This is a genomic window from Corynebacterium sp. KPL2825 (assembly GCF_037908445.1).
Lineage (GTDB): Bacteria > Actinomycetota > Actinomycetes > Mycobacteriales > Mycobacteriaceae > Corynebacterium > Corynebacterium kefirresidentii.
In genome coordinates, this window is record NZ_JBBMGI010000002.1 from 77,890 (window position 1) to 94,032 (window position 16,143).

The window sequence follows — 16,143 nt, forward strand, 5'->3', positions numbered from 1 at the left end:
AGGCGTCAAGATTACCCTTTTGGCTAACAATTAGCCGCATCGGGGTCTCGCGCGTGTTAGGCGTAGGGGCTTGCCGCCATCTGGGTGCCATCAGCCAACGTGGTGATATTGAAGTCATTAAAGAGCACCGGCGCCTTGCTCTGCAGCAACTTCAAGCACTCTACCGCGACGTGGCGCAGCTCTTCATCGGCCTGTTCCGCGGCACGTGCACCGATAAAATGCCGCCACGCGCGATAATTGCCGGTGACAACGATGCAGGTTTCTGTTGCGTTGGGAAGCACGGCACGGGCCGCCTGGCGAGCCTGCTTTTTACGCAGGAGTGCATTAGGCTCATCCAGTTTCTCTTCGAGCGCGCTAAGCAGCTCGTCATAGACAAAGCGAGTTTCATCTACAGCCTGCATGACCAACCGGCTAAGCTGCTCGTCTTCGGCCACCAATTTAGGCAAAACCACTTCAGTTTCATCTGGGTGGACAAAGCGCTGGGAAAGCTGCGAGAAGGAAAAGTGCCGGTGGCGTACAAGCTCATGGCTCGCCGAACGCGACAGCCCCGTGATGTACATCGTTGCTGTGGCATGCTCAAGCAATGCGGTATGACCTACCTCCATGATGTGGTGCAGATAGGCTTCATTCGTTGCCGTGCGGGGATTTGGTTTGTCAAAAGACTCGTAGCACGCTCTTCCAGCAAACTCGACTAGAGCTTCCCCATCTGAGGCCGAATCATCCGCGGTCCAGTCCACAGTGCGCGGGGCGTGAAATTGCGTTGCGGCAATGAGCTGAATGTCTAGCTCACTTGCTTTAGCCATAGCTTAAAGCCCCAAGTACTTATCTAGGCCGACGACCAAACCTGGGTGTTGCGCAATCTGGCGCACGCCCACCAGTACGCCCGGGGTAAAGGACGCACGGTCATAAGAATCTTGGCGAATAGTCAGAGACTGACCTTGGGCACCGAAAATAACCTCTTCGTGTGCGACCATGCCGCGAGTGCGTACCGCGTGTACCGGGATGCCGTCGACATTGGCTCCGCGTGCACCGTCCAGTTGCTTTTCCGTGGCATCCGGCATCTCGCCTAGGCCTGCCTCCTTGCGAGCGGCTGCAATCCCTTCAGCGGTATGGATGGCGGTACCGGACGGCGCATCCAGCTTTGTCGGGTGGTGGAATTCAATGACCTCTGCAGTTTCAAAGAACTTAGCGGCCTGCTTTGCCAACACCATGGTGAGCACAGCGGAGATGGCAAAATTCGGCGCAATCAGGACATTGCCAGCACCGTCTTGCTTAGTCCACTCCTCTACCTGCGCCAAGCGTTCCTTATCAAAGCCAGTGGTCCCCACCACACAGTGAATGCCTTGGGCAATGCAGAATTCCAGATTTCCCATGACGGAGTCCGGCTGAGTAAAGTCCACGATGACCTCCGCGTGGGCGTCGACAAGCTGGTGCAAATCATCACCGCGGTCGATTTCTGCCACCAGCTCTAGATCATCTTCTGCGTTTACACCTTCGACGATTGCTTGACCCACGCGCCCGTGAGCACCTAGTACGCCAACCTTGATAGCCATGGTGTGTTCTCCTTATTTCAGCCACATCGTTAATACTTTTCTCCCCATCCTAACGCGCATGATAGCTGCGCAATTCCTCGCCTGCTGCAAAGAACGTGTTCTCCTAAACGGTGCCCGAGCTTCATCACTAGGATGGCCTGCATGCAGATATATCGCTTCCGTTCCCGTAGATGACGTTGCACGCGCTCACGATTTCTATGTCAACACGCTAGGATTCCGCGTTAAGGATGACGTTACCCACGGCGATTTCCGCTGGCTTACCGTCACCAATGCCGATGGCGAGGGAGACACCGAGCTACTTCTCGAGCCGAAAGGCCACCCCGCAGCAAAAGACTATGCCGCGGCGCTAAAGGCCGATGGAATTCCGGTCACCCAATTTCTCTCCACGGACATAGAAAGCGAATACAAGGAGCTCAGCGACAAGGGCGTGCACTTCACCATGGAGCCCACCGATGTTGGCCCCTCCATCATTGCCGCTTTTGATGACACCGTGGGAAACCTTATTCAGCTCGTGCAGTTAAAGAAGTAGGCCTACTTCCCGCTTCCGCAACGTGCCTCTTAGGACGTTTAACAATTGCATCACTTTCTAACCCCTGCCCCATCAGCCTCAGTAGGATGAGGCTATAGCACGGTAAGCACCAAGGAAGTGATGAACTTGTCTCGTTCAATTTTCTCTCGCACTCTCGCCCTAGCCACCAGCGCAGGTTGCGCATTAGCGCTTGCCGCTTGTTCCGCAGAGGATTCCACGCAGCAAAGCTCACCGGCGCTTAGCGAGGTTCAGTCAACTGTCGACACGGCTGAAGCCGAGACCAACACCGCCGCACCTACTACTTCCGCCCCGCAAAGCACCTCAGCGGCGGATGCTGGCCAGCAATCAATCCCACAAGTCGCGTCCCCAGTTGCGTTTGCGGGCATGGGCACAGCCTCGCTCGAGGACCAACAACATATGCCGGAAGGACTTGGAAACCTCATCCCCACGGGTGTGCGAGTGGGAGCTCATGATGGGTTTACGCGCGTTGTTATCGACTTGGAGGGCGAAGGTGAACCGGGGTGGTTTACCTCCTATACCGATGCCCCCGCCCAACAGGCATCCGGCAAGCCAGTTGAGGTTCAGGGCACTACCTTTCTAAACCTAGGCATTGAGGGAACGCCATGGCCTTCAACCCCTGGGCTCAAGGAAAAATACATGTCCCCAGGCACTACTCTGGGTGCCGGGGTGGTGAGCGAAATCAACTACACCACCACATTTGAGGCACAAACCCAGCTCATTATCGGCCTTAAGAAAAAGACTCCCTACTCGGTGACTTTTCTGCAAGAACCATCGCGCGTGGTGATTGATTTCCAGAATTAAAGTTCTGACATCACCGCTCGGGGTACGCAAACATCAAGAAAGGCCCTGACTTCCAGTGGGTGAACTGGAGCTCAGGGCCTTTTAGGCTTGAGGATTAATCCTCAACCGGAACCAGGGAAATCTTGCCGCGGTTATCGATGTCAGCGATTTCTACCTGAACCTTATCGCCAACGTTGATGACATCTTCTACCTTTTCGATGCGCTCATCGCCACCCAGGTTGGAAATGTGAATCAGGCCGTCGCGACCCGGGGTCAGGGAAACGAATGCGCCGAACGGAACGGTCTTTACCACGGTGCCTAGGAAGCGCTCTCCTACCTTCGGCAGCTGCGGGTTAGCAATGGAATTGACCTTTTCGATGGCAGCATCTGCAGCTTCACCGGTAGCAGCGGAAACATAGACGGTTCCGTCATCTTCGATGGAGACATCTGCGCCGGTCTCCTCGGTGATCTGGTTGATGGTCTTGCCCTTTGGCCCAATGAGCTCACCAATCTTATTGACCGGGATCTTCACAGAGGTGATCTTCGGGGCGAGGCCAGACATCTCATCCGGCGTATCGATGACCTCAGCCATGGTTTCCAGGATGGTAGAGCGGGCATCACGAGCTTGCTCCAATGCCTGAGCCAAGACCTTAGACGGGATACCATCCAGTTTGGTGTCTAGCTGCAGGGCGGTGATGTACTCGGAAGTACCTGCGACCTTGAAGTCCATATCGCCAAAGGCGTCCTCGGCACCGAGGATATCGGTCAGGGCGACGAACTTCTCCTTACCGTTGACCTCACCGGAAACCAAGCCCATTGCGATGCCGGCTACGGGTGCCTTCAGCGGAACACCGGCGTTGTAGAGGGACAAGGTAGAGGCGCATACGGAACCCATGGAGGTAGAGCCGTTGGAGCCCAAGGCCTCAGAGACCTGACGGATGGCGTATGGGAAGTCCTCGCGGGAGGGGATGACCGGAAGCAGGGCGCGCTCGGCTAGTGCACCGTGACCAATCTCGCGGCGCTTCGGGGAACCTACACGGCCGGTTTCACCTGTGGAGTATGGCGGGAAATTGTAGTGGTGCATATAACGCTTGGATTCCACTGGGGTCAGGGAATCGATCTGCTGCTCCATCTTGAGCATGTCTAGCGTGGTAACGCCCAAAATCTGAGTTTCTCCGCGCTCAAACAAGGACGAACCGTGAGCGCGTGGCACCAAATCCACCTCAACGGAAAGGTCACGGATATCGGTAACGCCGCGGCCATCAATGCGGAAGCCCTCAGAGAGGATCTTCTGGCGCACGATCTGCTTCATCAGGGCGTTATACGCGCCACGGATCTGCTTCGAGGCGTTGTCCTCATCCAAATCTTCGAACTGGTCCAAGAGCTTTTCTTCGACCTGCTCCATGTATTCATTGGTAGCATCGTCGCGTTCCTGCTTGCCCGGAATAGTCAGCAGCTTCTCTAGCTTCTTGGTAGCAGCGCTTTCCACAGCTTCGAAGACGTCATCACTATAGGCTGGGAAGAGGGGGAATTCCTGAGTTTCCTTGGCGGTACGCTCCGCCAGACCGTTCTGGGCCTCACACAGGGTCTTAATGAATGGCTTGGCTGCTTCCAGGCCTGCAGCGACGGTTGCTTCCTGCGGCGCAGGGGCGCCTTCAGCAATGCGCTCTGCAACGTTGGTGCCGGCACCGGCCTCGACCATCATGATGGCCACGTCGTCCTTGCGGCCCTTCTTTACCATGCGGCCGGCAACAACCATCTCAAAGAGCGCGCGCTCGTGCTGCTCGTGGTTCGGGAAAGCCACCCACTGGCCTTCCGGGTGCTTATCGTCGGCGATAAGAGCCATGCGGACGCCGCCTACAGCACCAGAGACGGGCAAGCCAGACAGCTGGGTAGCGGCGGAAGCGCCGTTGATGGCAACGACGTCGTAGTACTCTTCCGGATCCTGGGACATGACGGTGACGACAACCTGGACCTCATTGCGCAGGCCCTTGACAAAGGTCGGGCGCAGCGGGCGGTCGATGAGGCGGCAGGCCAGGATAGCCTCAGAGGAAGGGCGTCCCTCTCGGCGGAAGAAGGAGCCCGGAATCTTGCCAGCGGCGTACATTCGTTCTTCTACGTCAACGGTCAAGGGGAAGAAGTCGAATCCCTCGCGCGGCTGGTTAGAAGCGGTGGTGGTGGCCAACAACATGGTGTCATCGTCCAAGTAGGTGGTCACGGAGCCGTCTGCCTGGCGGGCTAGCTGGCCGGTTTCAAAGCGCAACGTGCGGGTACCAAAGTCACCATTGTCTAGCGTGGCAATGGCTTCGGTAATGCCAAAGTCCTCGTCAATGTTGAACTCGACGGAGTTCTGAACGCTCATTAAAAAATGTCTCCTTGAGTGGTTTAGGCGATCGTCGGTGCCGCCTGGTCAATTTTGTCTACGACAACGCTGTCAAATTCTAACAGAAAAACCACAAAAAGCCCCGCCTAAGGGCGGGGCGAGAGGGCCAAAGCTGAGCCGAAATTAACGACGCAGGCCCAGGCGAGAGATCAGATCACGGTAGCGATCGACATTGTTCTCAGCCAGGTACTTCAGCAGGCCACGACGGCGACCAACCATCAGCAACAGACCACGACGGGAGTGGTGATCGTGCTTGTGGAACTTCAGGTGCTCGGTCAAGGTATTGATGCGGGAGGTCAGCAGGGCAACCTGTGCCTCGGGGGAACCGGTATCGGTTTCGTGCAGGCCGTACTCCTTGAGGATTTCAGCCTTCTTCTCAGTGGTCAAAGCCATGAGTATTTCTCCTTTATTTCAGTCCACATTATCGTGACGCATAAGCCTGCGCGGTGCGCGGGACTTGTACGTGCCGCAACTGCTGTGAACCGCAGTCGCTAAGCCAAAGAAACACCTTACAGCGTTCGGACACAGAAAATCAAAACCACCTGCCCCTTAAGTCTGGCTTGCTAGAGCTCGCTAAAGAGGGTTTCCAGTAGTTCTACAAACTCCCGCACAAAGCGCTCGCTATCTACACCCACAGCTACTTTCGCGGTTGCCGGTGTCGAAAGCCGGGTTTCGTCTGCGATTGTCCGACCGCGGGTAGGGCCGGTGGTATCGGTCTTGAGGTTTATCGAAAGGACGTCGACAAGCGAGGCATCTGCCGCCACCGCCACGGCCAGTGGATCGTGCAGGCCGCAACCGCCCAAATACGGCGACGTAGTGGCATAGGCACCAATATAATAATCGACCATATCCGCGAAGATGCGGCCGGCACGGGTACCCGAAGCGCGCCAACGAGCGGATTCCTCCGCAGTCAACAACGTGCGCAAAGTGACATCCAGGCCCACCATGGTGATATCGCCGGCATGGCGGAATAGGTAATCGGTAGCCTCCGGATCCTGGGAAATATTAGCCTCAGACCACGGGGTGACATTTCCAGGTACTGTGAGCGCCCCGCCCATCATCACCAGGTGCGCGTTCGCGGCAAAACTGGGGTCTTGGCGCATTGCGGCCGCAATCGTGGTGGAAGGACCGGTAGGAATAATGACCAAATCAGCGCCATGCTCATGGACGGCTTGGATGAGGAATTCTGCCGCGGGTTGAGACTGGACCTGCCCGGTTGCCGGCGGCAGGAGGACCTCGCCTACGCCGTTGCGGCCATGGATAAAAGAAGAAATCTCGCTCGGCCGAAAGCCATCCGGGCTGGGGCCGGCAAAAACCGGAATATCGCCTTTACCCAGCAGCTCCAGGAGGGCAAGTGTATTGCGCACGGCCAAGGGCACAGTCACGTTGCCGTACGTACAGGTCACACCGATTAGCTCCAAGTCTGGATGGGCTATGGCATACGCCAGCGCCAAGGCATCATCAATGCCGGTATCGAGATCGAGAATGGCCTTCATTTATTTCTCCCGTAGGAAATAGTCTTTGGCAGTCCAGCCTTGTGCCTTAGCATCGGCGGCAAGCACCTGGCGCGCCTTGGCTACGTCATTGGCCATGGCCTCTAGCAGCTCATCCACGGAATTAAATTTCACCATATCGCGAAGGTGACCGACGAAATGCACCGTGGCCTCATATCCATACAGATCCGCATCGCGGTCGAGCACGAAGGACTCGATGGAGCGCTCCTCGTCACCAAAAGTGGGGTTGGTGCCCACGGAAATAGCAGCCGCGTAGGCCACGCCAGGGCGCATGTCGCCGTCTATGGAAGCGTCAGAGTGAACAATAAACCACCCTGCATAAACACCATCGGCCGGGATGGCCACCGTATCCGGGAAGTACTGATTGGCCGTAGGAAATCCCAGTTCCTTTCCTCCCCGACCCGCGCCGCGTACCACGGGCCCAGTCACGGTGAAATGGCGGCCGAGCGCCCAATTAGCGGATTCAATGTCCCCGTTCGCAAGACACTCGCGAATATGGGTAGAACAAATCCGCACGCCGGCATCATCCAGCAACGGGACGATATCTACGCTAAAGCCAAACTCGGCACCAAAATCTTGCATGGCCCGGGCGGTTCCGGTGGCGCCAGCGCCAAAGGTGAAGTTCTCCCCCACCACTATGTGCTGCGCATTGAGCTTTCCCACCAACAGTTCTTCCACGTAGGGCCGCGGCTCCACGCCGGCTAGGTCTTTGGTGAAGTCGATGACAAGCACGGCATCAATGCCTAGCTCTTCGGCCAATTCCAGCCGGCGCTCAAAGCTGAGTACTGCCAGTGGGGCACGCTCCGGCAAGAATACCGACACCGGGTGCGGGTCAAAGGTCACCATGACAGGGCGCTCGCCATTGGCGCGAGCGTGCTCCACACAGGCGGAGATAAGCTGCTGATGGCCGCGGTGTAGGCCGTCAAAAACGCCGATTGTTACTGACGTTGGGCCTAATTCCGCAGGGATGTCATCGATTCCATACCAAATATCCACGCAGACCATCGTAGAGCATAGACTTAGAGGCTATGACTGATGCGCTCGCAAACTCCGGACTCGTCATCGTAGACAAACCCGCCGGTATGACCTCCCACGATGTTGTCGGCCGCCTACGCAGGTATTTTCACACCAAAAAGGTGGGCCATGCCGGCACCTTGGATCCCATGGCCACCGGCGTGCTTGTCCTTGGCCTGGAGCGGGGCACCAAGTTCTTGGCCCACATGGTTGCCTCCACTAAGTCCTACGACGCCACTATCCGGCTCGGCGCCGCCACCACCACCGATGACGCCGAGGGGGAATACTCCTGGGGCGCTAGCGCTGCAGGCGTTGACCGCCCTGCAATTGACGCTGAAATTACCAAGCTCACTGGCGATATCATGCAAAAGCCCGCGGCCGTATCAGCCATTAAGATTAATGGCCGCCGCGCCCATGAGCTCGTACGCGAGGGCCACGAGGTAGACATTCCCGCGCGTCCGGTAACGGTGGATACATTCGACGTTCTCGCACAGCGCCGCGAGGGCGACTATATCGACTTAGATGTCACGGTAGATTGCTCCTCTGGCACCTATATCCGCTCCCTGGCCCGTGATTTGGGCGAGGCGCTTCAGGTAGGCGGGCACCTTACTGCTTTGCGCCGCACAAAGGTGGGCCCTTTTACGCTTGCCGACGCCCTCTCGCTCGACGACCTTGCCGATTCCCCGCGCCTTTCCTTGAGCTTGGACGAAGCCTTGGCTCGCTGCTTCCCGGTTCTATCCGTCACCGAGGATGAGGCGGCGGCTCTAGCTATGGGCAAATGGCTCGAACCCCGCGGGCTTAAAGGCGTGCATGCTGCCGTGGCTCCCAATGGTCAGGCGGTCGCGCTCATCAAGGAAAAGGGCAAGCGCCTAGCCACCGTGTTTGTCGCACGGCCTTCTACCCTTTAATGGCTAAAGTCTAGGGCCGGAACCGATGTGGACACGATGACGTAGCCATCTCGAATCACCCAGCGCCCAGTGATAAACGGCACCGGAGTGGGCCGGGCCAAAATATAGGAAATGAGCGTGCCATCCTCGCGCAGATCAATTTCAGCTTGATCAAAGTCGAGCCAGCGGAAGGTCATGGGAAACCACGATTTATACGTGGCTTCCTTGGCGCAAAAGAGCAATCGGTCTGCGCAGTTAATCCCCGCCTTACTTAGCCGCAAGAGCTGCGGCATCTCCCCGGCTCGGGCAATCATGGCAAGAACATGATCCGGCAGCGGCTCGGCGGGTTCTGCGTCCAAGCCCACAGATTTTAGGGCGGAGGTTGGAGCAACCACCGCGGCCCGCATTCCCTCAGTATGCGTCATCGATCCGATAAAGCCTTCTGGCCATAGCGGCATGCCCCGCTCGCCGCGCAAAATCGGCGTCGCCGGGTTAGCACCCAATTCCTGCAAGGCTCGGTGCGCGCACCACCTAGCATCGCCGAACTCGGCCTTGCGCGCATCAACTGCCTGAGAAACGAGAGACTTTTCTTCAGCCTCAAGGTCTTCAAAGTTCGCCAAATCCGCGTAACTCGAATCCGTGCGCACATAGCAATATCGCGCACTGTCAGGAAATAGCTCTGGATACATCATGGTGTCCCCTCCTCCGCAAAGGAACGCAGTACCGGATAGGGCCACGCCTGGGCGGTCTCGCGGCCCTGCCACTCTCGGGGATACCCCAACGATGTCTCTATGTGGTCCACGCCGTCCACATTGATGCGGGAGGACATGTGCAAGTGTCCATAGATTACGGATTCGGCGTTATAGCGGCGCGGCCACGACCGTGTATGCCGCGTTCCGCACCATAAGGCAATCTCGGGAAAGCGCAACAGCATCGTCGGCTCTTGCATCAACGGCCAATGGTTGACCAGCACCGTAGGACCATTCACGCGGGAAAGACGTTTAATGGAATAGGCCAATCTATCCCAGCACCACGCCCGAATGTCTACATAGGGGGCAATGGCGAACTCATCCGTCATCATCAGTTGCTTTGCACGTGCCGCTGCAATAGCTTGGTCCACGCTAAGACCATGTGGACGGAAGCTATAGTCATACAACGTAAAAAGCGGCACGATAGTAGTCCCGTGGAATACCGGATACGGGTCTTCGGGAGTGATAACTCCGATTTCCCTACACCTATCTACCAGGTGCGTGTATTTGTCTCGGCCTTGATATTGCTCTTGTGAGCGCGAGAAAAGTTCATGATTGCCAGGCACCCAGATGACTCTGGCATAGCGGTCTTTGAGCTGCCGCAGAATTCGAATGATGAGATCGGTGCGCTCTGCTACGTCTCCAGCCACGATGAGCCAATCCGCGGGATCTGGCGGCGTGAGCTGAGCAATGCGCTCACTATTGGCGCTTACCGCACCATGCAGGTCAGAAACCGCCCACACTGTTGGCATAGGTTCTACCTGCCTTCCAAACAACTGCGCACTGCACGGAGACGTGCATCACCCGCGAATATCAATACGCCCACTTTAGCGCAGCTAGTTCTCTTGTACTACGGCCCATTTCATGGATCGGAACCGGTAGACCACGCCCACCATACGGAAAGCAATGAATGCAGCAAGGCCGCACCACACGCCAGTCAACCCTGTGCCCATAAAATGCGCCAAGATGACGCCTGGCAAAAATCCCACCAAGACCGAAGAAATGGTCAAAGTGCGCAAGAACGCAGCATCGCCGGCGCCCAGCAGGACACCATCGAGCGCGAAGACTACGCCACCGCCAATGACCATGGCTACCAAGATCCACCACGGCTGGCCAATGGCATCGAGTACCTCCGGAGCGGAGGTAAAGATGCGTGGAATAATTCCCGCGCCGGCAGCGAAAACGGCGGCCAGCAGTCCCGAAAAAATCGTAGAGTACAACACGACCTTGCTGCCTACACCGCGTGCATGCTTAGCAGAGCCAGCGCCTAGGGCCGCTCCCGTCAAAGATTGTGCGGCAATGGCCAAAGAATCCAAGATGAGGGACATAAAGTTCCACAACTGCATCATGATCTGGTGACCGGCCAGAGAAGCGGTACCCACCCGGGAGACCACGGCCGTGGCGGTGAGGAAGGCCACCTGGAAGCTAGCCGAGCGCAGAATAAGATCGCGGCCCAAAATCAACTGCTCCCGTATTACATGCCATTGAATGTGCCAGGAGCCGGTATGTTCCTTGTGTAATTCGCGGACAAATAGCGCAGCAATAATGCTCATCCCCAGTACCGTGGCTATAGCGGAGCCGGCCAGCCCCCAGAAATGGACAAAGATGGGCACTGCAATCGCGCCGGGAATCATGCCAGCCAAGGTGAAATACAGCGGTTTCTTTGTATCTTGGACTCCGCGCATCCACCCGTTGCCAGCCATTTCCACCAATGTAACGGGAATGGCAAGTGCCGCGATGCGCAGCCACAACGCCGTTCCGGCAGCCGTGGCGGGATCACCAGTTAAAGCACGAGCAAATACGCCGCCGAAAATCCACATGATAACCGCGAGAAGCCCGCCTACTCCCAAGGCCACATAGGTAGCTTGTACGCCCTCAGCAACCGCAGCCTCGCGTTTTCCGGAGCCAAAGAGGCGAGCAGAGCGAGCGGTCGTGCCGTAGGACAAAAATGTCAACTGCGTAGTCACCACGGAGTGAATCGTGGTCGCTGCGGCCAGAGAAGCTAGCTCTTGCGCGCCAAGGCGGCCGACCACCGCGGTATCCAACAGAAGATAGAGTGGCATCGCCGCTAGCACGCCAAGCGCAGGAAACGCGAGGCCAAAGACCTCGCGTGCGGTTACTGTGCCGGCGGTGGAGCGATCCTGGGTGTTCAATCCATCCGTCTGCCCTGTACTCATTGAATAGCGGCCACCAATTCCTTAATGATTTCTTCTGGAGCTCCGTGAGCGGTATACCCTGCGGCTGGAACATGCCCGCCGCCGCCAAAGTTAAGCGCAACGGAGGAGCAATCAATCCTAGAGGAACGCAGGGATACCGCCCATACCTCCGGAGCTTGCTCTTTAAACACCACGCCTATGGTGGTTCCTTCTAGCGCACGGACGAATTCCACCAGTGACTCCACGGCCGAATCTGAGTGGCCGTGGATATCATCCCTTCGCGCGACAAGGATGCCTAGGGTGTGCTCCCCTGCTTCCTCAATACGCAGACCAGCCAGTACCCTACCAATCATCTGTAGATCGTCCGGTGTGTTGGAATCCAAGAGGTCAGCGGCGATCTGCTTGGTATCGAGATCATAATGCATAAGGCGGGTGGCAATATCGTGCATTGCCGGCCTACCCCAGCGGAAGCTGCCGGTATCAGTCATCAAACCAGCATAAAGGCAATGCGCGATATGACGGTCAACTTGAATTTCTAGAGAATCCAGGATGCTCAGCAAGACCACGGTGGTGGATTCACATTCGGTATCCACCACATTGATGGCACCGAATCCTGGATTAGAAGAATGGTGGTCAATGCACAGAACCCGGCCTTGCTGGGCTAGCTGCTCAATGTGGTCTGCAAAAAATCCCGTCCGGTCCAAGGAACCACAATCAACGGTGACATAAAGGTCGTAGCCTTCGGGCAGTTCGCGGCTGACGATGACGTCCTCGGCACCGGGAATGGTGTATAAGTTCCGGGAGATTTCCCGATCTTGGCCCACGACGGCGCACACGTCTTTGCCCTGTTGCCGCAACGCGAGCAGCAACGCCGCAGCAGAACCGATAGCATCGGCGTCCGGCCGCAGATGCGTGACAATGCAGATGCTGTGGGCATCCTGCAGGGCAGCAACGGCCGGCTGGTATTGCTTTTTAGTCACTTAAGCCTCGTCTTCATCGGAGGTCTTATATGGGTTTGCGTCCCCTGCGGGCTGGGCGTTTTCCTTCAGCTTCGCCAACTCCTCGTCGCGGGCACGGGCACGAGCTAATAGTTCTTCCATATGAGCTGAAGCTTCTGGGACGGTATCGACCTCGAAGGTCAGCGTCGGGGTAAAGCGCACGGAGAGTTGATCTCCTACAATCTTGCGCAGCTGCCCCTTAGCGCGCTTGAGAGCTTCTTCTGCTTGCTGGAAATCCGGCTCGGAGTCAATGTCTTTTCCGCGCACGGTATAAAAAACGGTGGCATCGTGCAGGTCGCCTGTGACTCGAGTATCCGTGATGGTCACCAGCTCAAGGCGGCGATCCTTAATCTGGCGTTCGATGGCGCTTGCCACGATTTCCTGAATGCGCTTGGCCATACGCGCTGCGCGTGCGTGATCAACCATGTGAACCTCCCAGCTCAAAAAGAATCCATCTTTAAAATTACCGCCAACCGGTATAGAAACCACCAGTTTAGTGCGCAATACCGGACAATGAAAACCCGTACCGCTTGCACAGGTACGAAGTGGGCCATGCAAAATCATCGCTATAAACAAGCTGCTAAAGCAAAAGGCCCACTTCCACTCTCCCCAATCCTCCCACCTGTGTGCTGGAAGCACATTCAGTGGAGAGACGGTGAGTGTAGAAGTGGGCCTTGCGGCGGCGTCATTTAGTCGCGCGGAACCTCGACCTCTTCGTAGGCCTGGATGATGTCGCCTACCTGGATATCCGGGTAAGAGAGCACCATACCGCACTCATAGCCGGCCTTGATCTCGGTTGCGTCGTCCTTCTCGTGACGCAGGGACTCAATCTTGGCGTCGGCAGTGATGACGTTGTTATCGCGCAGCAAGCGAACCTTGCCGTTGCGGACAACCTTGCCCTCGGTGACCATGCAGCCGGCGATGGTACCCACTGCGGAGGACTTAAACAGGGCACGGATCTCGGCCGCGCCGGTGTCGCGTTCCTCGTAAATCGGCTTGAGCATGCCCTTAAGCGCAGCCTCGACCTCTTCGATGGCCTTGTAGATGATCGTGTAGTAACGAATATCCACGCCCTCTTGGGTGGCCATCTCCGTCGCCTTGCCTTCCGCACGAGTGTTGAAGGCAATGATAACGGCGTCGGAAGCCGCAGCCAGGGAGACGTTGGTCTCGGTCACAGCGCCCACACCACGGTCGATGATGTTGAGCTCGACTTCGTCCTCGGTCTTGATATCCAGCAAGGCGTCTTCCAGTGCCTCGACGGAACCGGCATTGTCGCCCTTGAGGATGAGGTTGAGGGTCGAAGTCTCCTGCAATACCTTGTCCAGATCCTCCAAGGAGACGCGCTTGCGCTGCTTGGCCTGCAGGGCAGAGCGCTTGCGGGCGTCACGCTGATTGGCAATCTGGCGGGCAACGCGGTCGTCTTCCACCACGAGCAGGTTATCGCCAGCGCCAGGCACACCAGACAGGCCTTGGACCTGAACCGGGCGGGATGGACCGGCCTCTTCGACGTCGCCGCCGAATTCATCGAGCATGCGGCGCACACGGCCGTGTGCATCGCCCACGACGATGGAATCGCCCACGTGCAAGGTACCGCGCTGGACAATGACGGTAGCAACCGGACCACGGCCGCGGTCGAGGTGTGCCTCAATTGCCACACCCTGTGCGTCCATATCTGGGTTAGCGGTCAGCTCCAAGGCCGCATCCGCGGTCAGGATGACGGACTCGAGCAGCTGATCGATGTTCTTACCCTGCTTCGCGGAGATGTCCACGAACATGGTGTCGCCACCGTATTCCTCCGGAACCAAGCCGTATTCGGTGAGCTGGCCACGGATCTTGTCCGGCTGCGCTTCCGGCTTATCCACCTTGTTGACCGCCACGACTACCGGAATATCCGCAGCCTTGGCGTGGTTGATGGCCTCCACGGTCTGTGGCATGACGCCGTCATCGGCAGCAACCACGAGGATAGCCAAATCGGTGGACTTAGCACCACGAGCACGCATGGCGGTAAAGGCCTCGTGACCCGGGGTATCCAGGAAGGTAATGGTGCGTTCGCCGTCCACGTCTACCGTGGTCTGGTATGCACCAATGCCCTGGGTGATGCCGCCTTCCTCGCGGGCGCCCTCGTTGGTCTTGCGGATGGCGTCCAGCAGGCGGGTCTTACCGTGGTCAACGTGACCCATGACGGAGACGACTGGAGGACGATTCTCCAGCGCTTCCTCGCCGCCTTCGTCCTCACCGAACTGCAGGTCGAAGGACTCGAGGAGCTCGCGGTCCTCATCCTCAGGGGAGACGACCTCGACGTTGTAGTTAATCTCAGAGCCGAGCAGCTGCAGCGTATCTTCCGATACCGAAGCGGTCGCCGTCACCATTTCGCCAAGGTTAAACAGCGCCTGCACCAGTGCTGCTGGATCCGCACCGATCTTCTCAGCGAAGTCCGAAAGGGAAGCGCCACGACGCAGGCGGACGGTCTTGCCCTTGCCATCTGGCAAGCGCACGCCGCCTACGACATGCTTCTGCTGCTCTTCGTACTCATGACGCTTCTGACGCTTAGACTTCTTGCCCTTGCGTGGAGCGCCACCTGGACGGCCGAATGCACCTGCGGTGCCACCGCGACGTCCGCCGCGTCCGCCGCCACGGAAACCGCCTGGACGGCCGCCACCTGGCCGACCGCCGCCTGGTCCTCCGTGACCACCACGGCCACGGCCACCGCGTCCACCACCGCTCGGTGCCTTAGACGGCATCGATGCAGGATTCGGATGGGAAGGCATCATCGCTGGGGATGGACGACGACCGCCGCCACCCTGGCTATTGCCGCCCTGGCGGTTATTTCCGCCCTCGTTTTGGCCGCCGCGCTTGCCGCGGTTATCAGGCTTGTTACCGCCACGCGGGCCCTTAGAGCCGCCTGGACGTGGGCCCGGCCGGTTATCGCCGCCGCCCGTGGAGAACGGGTTATTGGCTACGCGGCGGGTACCGCCTGGCTTCGGCATCGGGCGAGGCATGGAATTGCCTGGGGTCGGGCGCTCGCCCGACTTCTTGCCACCAGCCTGGCCGGGCTTAGGTGCGCCCTGGCCTGGCTTTGGTGCGGCAGGCTTGGCCCCCGGCTTCGGAGCCTGTGCGCCCGGCTTCGGTGCAGCAGCCTTTGCCCCGGGCTTCGGTGCAGCCGACTGTGCGCCGGGCTTAGGAGCGCCCTGACCTGGCTTTGGTGCGGCAGGCTTGGCCCCCGGCTTCGGAGCCTGTGCGCCCGGCTTCGGTGCGGCAGCCTTTGCCCCAGGCTTGGCCGCAGCGGACTGCGCCCCTGGCTTAGGAGCATTTGCCTTGGCAGTGCTCTTAGCAGCACCCTTGGCAGGCTTTTTGTCTTGCTTCTTCTCGGCGGACTCATCGCCACCGGACTGTGCTTCATAATGAGCTCGCATCTTCTTAACCACCGGCGGTTCGATGGTGGAAGAAGCAGTCTTTACAAACTCACCCTGTTCTTTCAGGGTGGCGAGCAGTTCCTTGCTGGTTACTCCGAGCTGCTTTGCTAGCTCGTGAACACGTAGCTTTCCGGGCACTTGTCTCC

General features: G+C 58.0%; 15 protein-coding genes. 3 read left to right on the top strand and 12 right to left on the bottom strand.

What is annotated here, in order from left to right; translation table 11 throughout:
- Window positions 1-56: 56 nt before the first annotated feature.
- Together thyX and dapB are read right to left on the bottom strand one after the other, a co-directional pair.
- Window positions 57-803 (bottom strand): FAD-dependent thymidylate synthase, encoded by a 747-nt coding sequence (gene thyX / locus WMQ00_RS01945; RefSeq protein ID WP_200288941.1) that lies wholly within the window; start codon window positions 801-803, stop codon window positions 57-59.
- Window positions 804-806: 3 nt separating this feature from the next.
- Window positions 807-1,553 (bottom strand): 4-hydroxy-tetrahydrodipicolinate reductase, encoded by a 747-nt coding sequence (gene dapB, locus WMQ00_RS01950; RefSeq protein WP_340440615.1) that lies wholly within the window; start codon window positions 1,551-1,553, stop codon window positions 807-809.
- 58 nt (window positions 1,554-1,611) lie between these two features.
- Here dapB and WMQ00_RS01955 point away from each other — a divergent pair, with 58 nt between their 5' ends.
- Together WMQ00_RS01955 and WMQ00_RS01960 are read left to right on the top strand one after the other, a co-directional pair.
- Window positions 1,612-2,082 carry a VOC family protein gene (locus WMQ00_RS01955; RefSeq protein WP_023021345.1) on the top strand — a complete coding sequence of 157 codons (471 nt, stop codon included), beginning with the start codon at window positions 1,612-1,614 and terminating at the stop codon, window positions 2,080-2,082.
- A 126-nt stretch (window positions 2,083-2,208) separates the two neighbouring features.
- Window positions 2,209-2,904 (top strand): AMIN-like domain-containing (lipo)protein, encoded by a 696-nt coding sequence (locus WMQ00_RS01960; protein ID WP_427846918.1) that lies wholly within the window; start codon window positions 2,209-2,211, stop codon window positions 2,902-2,904.
- 94 nt (window positions 2,905-2,998) lie between these two features.
- On the opposite strand, the gene WMQ00_RS01965 is transcribed toward WMQ00_RS01960, so the two are convergent.
- The 4 genes from WMQ00_RS01965 to WMQ00_RS01980 all read right to left on the bottom strand — a co-directional run bounded on the left by WMQ00_RS01965 (window position 2,999) and on the right by WMQ00_RS01980 (window position 7,785).
- Window positions 2,999-5,245, bottom strand: coding sequence for a polyribonucleotide nucleotidyltransferase (locus WMQ00_RS01965; protein ID WP_023021343.1), 2,247 nt, complete (start codon window positions 5,243-5,245; stop codon window positions 2,999-3,001).
- 144 nt (window positions 5,246-5,389) lie between these two features.
- The gene (gene rpsO, locus WMQ00_RS01970; protein ID WP_005278802.1) at window positions 5,390-5,659 is read right to left on the bottom strand and encodes a 30S ribosomal protein S15; all 270 of its coding nucleotides are present in this window, start codon (window positions 5,657-5,659) and stop codon (window positions 5,390-5,392) included.
- A 170-nt stretch (window positions 5,660-5,829) separates the two neighbouring features.
- Window positions 5,830-6,762: a nucleoside hydrolase gene (locus WMQ00_RS01975; RefSeq protein ID WP_023021342.1), complete on the bottom strand. Its 933-nt coding sequence runs from the start codon at window positions 6,760-6,762 to the stop codon at window positions 5,830-5,832.
- Window positions 6,763-7,785, bottom strand: coding sequence for a bifunctional riboflavin kinase/FAD synthetase (locus WMQ00_RS01980; RefSeq protein WP_023021341.1), 1,023 nt, complete (start codon window positions 7,783-7,785; stop codon window positions 6,763-6,765).
- 23 nt (window positions 7,786-7,808) lie between these two features.
- Between WMQ00_RS01980 and truB the strand changes: the two genes are divergently transcribed.
- Entirely contained in the window at window positions 7,809-8,702 is an 894-nt protein-coding gene (truB, locus tag WMQ00_RS01985) for a tRNA pseudouridine(55) synthase TruB (RefSeq protein ID WP_023021340.1), read from the top strand.
- On the opposite strand, the gene WMQ00_RS01990 is transcribed toward truB, so the two are convergent.
- From WMQ00_RS01990 to infB, 6 genes are all read right to left on the bottom strand, one after another.
- Window positions 8,699-9,373, bottom strand: coding sequence for a 4'-phosphopantetheinyl transferase family protein (locus WMQ00_RS01990; RefSeq protein WP_023021339.1), 675 nt, complete (start codon window positions 9,371-9,373; stop codon window positions 8,699-8,701). The genes truB and WMQ00_RS01990 overlap by 4 nt on opposite strands.
- Window positions 9,370-10,182: a metallophosphoesterase family protein gene (locus tag WMQ00_RS01995; protein WP_340440617.1), complete on the bottom strand. Its 813-nt coding sequence runs from the start codon at window positions 10,180-10,182 to the stop codon at window positions 9,370-9,372. Before WMQ00_RS01995 ends, WMQ00_RS01990 begins: the two co-directional genes overlap by 4 nt.
- An 84-nt stretch (window positions 10,183-10,266) precedes the next feature.
- Window positions 10,267-11,607, bottom strand: a complete 1,341-nt coding sequence (locus tag WMQ00_RS02000) for an MATE family efflux transporter (protein ID WP_023021337.1) — start codon at window positions 11,605-11,607, stop codon at window positions 10,267-10,269.
- Window positions 11,604-12,566 (bottom strand): DHH family phosphoesterase, encoded by a 963-nt coding sequence (locus tag WMQ00_RS02005; RefSeq protein WP_023021336.1) that lies wholly within the window; start codon window positions 12,564-12,566, stop codon window positions 11,604-11,606. The genes WMQ00_RS02000 and WMQ00_RS02005 overlap by 4 nt, the downstream gene beginning before the upstream one ends.
- Window positions 12,567-13,010, bottom strand: a complete 444-nt coding sequence (gene rbfA / locus WMQ00_RS02010) for a 30S ribosome-binding factor RbfA (protein ID WP_023021335.1) — start codon at window positions 13,008-13,010, stop codon at window positions 12,567-12,569.
- A gap of 263 nt (window positions 13,011-13,273) precedes the next feature.
- Entirely contained in the window at window positions 13,274-16,135 is a 2,862-nt protein-coding gene (infB, locus tag WMQ00_RS02015; protein ID WP_200288939.1) for a translation initiation factor IF-2, read from the bottom strand.
- Window positions 16,136-16,143: the final 8 nt, after the last annotated feature.